The organism is Peribacillus sp. (assembly GCF_059453735.1).
In genome coordinates this window covers 1-2402 of record NZ_JAZVJO010000486.1, presented here as the reverse complement: position 1 = coordinate 2402, position 2402 = coordinate 1, and the positions used below count along the sequence as shown (strand labels likewise).

Here is a 2402-nt window from a genome sequence, read left to right as displayed (position 1 = left end):
GTCCCTTGGGGATGGTATCTCCTCTATTGGCATTATTGCAAAGGCCGGCTGCATCATACCAAATCTGTCTTAATGAACTAATGAGGGTATAGCTCATATTGCTTATCACCCATCCATTGTCCTTCGTTTCCAAAGTTGCTAATTCTTCAGCATGATCTGTCAGTAGATCACCGATTTGCCTCAAGAATTCAGCACGTTGTAATGGTGGAAGTGCAGCCCAATCTGGAAATGCTTCACGGGCAGCTTGGATTGTATATTCTACGTCTTTTATTGTACTTCTCGGTATCTTTGCCCAAGCACTACCTGTGGAGGGATCCATACTTTCGATTGAATCACCGGACTTGGAGGGAACGGTGTTTCCGTTAATAATATTTTTATATTCTTTTAGCTCATTGATTACAGGCATGCTCACTCATCCCTTTCCTATGGTTTAAATTGTTTCAAGTTGTAAATCTACCAATTAAGAGCTGTAGCTGCCTTTTCTCTATATAATCTTGGATTTCCAAGATACGTTTGATAGTATTGAGCTCTTTTTAGATAAAGATGACAGTCCAGTTCTTCTGTTACTCCAATGCCGCCATGAATCTGTATCGCATGCCCTGCCAGGCGAAGGTATGCTTCTGTAATAAATGCACGGGCACTACAGATGGCCGCAGCTGCATCTTCTGCCTTTTGATCGAGAGCCCAAACAGCATAATAACTTAAAGATCTTGCCGTCTCTAAATCTAGCTTCATATCAGCAATACGATGCTTTATAGCCTGAAAGCGGCCAATTGGCTGTCCAAATTGAACACGGATTTTAGCATATTCCGCACACATTTCCACAATTTTATCCATTCCTCCAACCATAATAGAAGCAAGAGCGGAGTTCAGATACAAAAGTCCTTCCTTGATTGCATCCTCGCCTTTATGTAGATCGCCAAGTATATGTTCTTTGGTAACGATTACATTTTTGAAAACAACTTCTGCAAGATGACGAGTTTCATCCATAGACTGAAGTACTCGAAAATCTACACCTTCATCATTTCTATCTATAAGGAGTAAAGAAATACCCTGTCCATCCTCCCCTGATTCAGAACGGACTAGTACAAGATATGTATCCGCCAGATCCCCTTCAGGAACTAATGTTTTAGTGCCGTTTAGAATCATGGTATCCCCGTCAAACTTTGCTGACATATGAATATCATTCAGATCGAAACTCTTTTCTGGTTCTACCCATGCAAGCGATATGGTTCTTGAACCGTCAGCGATTTCAGGTAAGTATTTTTCTTTCTGTTCCATTGTTCCATACTGCTCAATCAATGGGCTTGCAAGGGCTACTGTTTCTAAATACAATCCCGGCAATAATGCGCGTCCTAATTCTTCGAGGACAGGAATTAAATTGTCTGTATCTAATTCAGCTCCACCATATTCTTCTTTCAGTGTGATTCCCATACATCCTAATTGAGCTAGGTCTTTCCAAGTTTTTGTCAAAGGATTCGTATTGTTTTTTGCCAATTCTCGTGCAATTTTTGTTTGCCCTGCGTTATCTAAATATTTTCGGACTGATCCTCTAAACATTTCCTGTTCTTCACTTAAAGAAAAATCCATCTTCTCTGCACCTCCGTTTCATTAACGTAAATCCTTAGGCAATCCCAATAATCTTTCCCCAATCGTATTTCTCTGCACTTCACTGGTACCTCCTCCGATCGTAACTCCAAATGAAGATAAATATTCTAATTGCCAAAAAGGATTGACCCGTGCATCCTCTTTCCATAGAACGCCTTGATGCCCTTGGATCGATACGGCAAACTCAAACATGTCTTTTGTTAATTCACTGCTCATTAATTTATCCATTGAGCTTTCCGCACCAGGATATCCCCTTTTCATAGAGATGGTAATATTGCGATAATACGTTAGAAGGACACCGCGGTAACGAGTGTATAGCTCAACCATTTTTTGACGAACAAAAGCATCCTTTATCAATGGCTGACCATGTTCCTTCAGTTCATTTGTCAGCAAAACTAAATCAGAAAATTGCTTTTCCAGTGCGAATATTTGGGCTCCTATGCCTGTTCTCTCATGCAGCATTAAATTAATCATTACCTTCCACCCATCATCGATTTCGCCGACGATTTCATCATCATACGCAACTGCGTCATTGAAATAGACCTCGTTGAAATCATGCTTCCCGTTCATTTGGATAATAGGCCGGACTTCAACACCAGGTTGTTTCATATCCAATAAAAATACGGTAATTCCTTTATGTTTCTTTTCATTAGTTGAGGTTCTCGCAAGTAGAAAACAACGGTCTGCCAAATGCCCATAACTCGTCCAAACTTTTTGTCCATTGATAACCCATTTGTCTCCCTGTTTTACAGCACTCGTTTTCAATGCAGATAAATCAGACCCGGCATTTGGTT

General features: G+C 40.5%; 3 protein-coding genes. All 3 read right to left on the bottom strand.

Annotated elements, in window-relative coordinates; genetic code table 11:
* A partial coding sequence (locus AC52RT_RS15940) for an aldehyde dehydrogenase family protein (RefSeq protein WP_495541653.1) occupies positions 1 to 406 on the bottom strand: 406 nt, incomplete at its 3' end.
* 47 nt (positions 407 to 453) lie between these two features.
* On the bottom strand, positions 454 to 1590 hold the full coding sequence (locus AC52RT_RS15935; protein ID WP_495541652.1) for an acyl-CoA dehydrogenase family protein: 1137 nt from the start codon (positions 1588 to 1590) through the stop codon (positions 454 to 456).
* Between the two features lie 21 nt (positions 1591 to 1611).
* Positions 1612 to 2402: acyl-CoA dehydrogenase family protein (locus AC52RT_RS15930; protein ID WP_495541651.1), on the bottom strand; the 791-nt coding region annotated here is incomplete at its 5' end.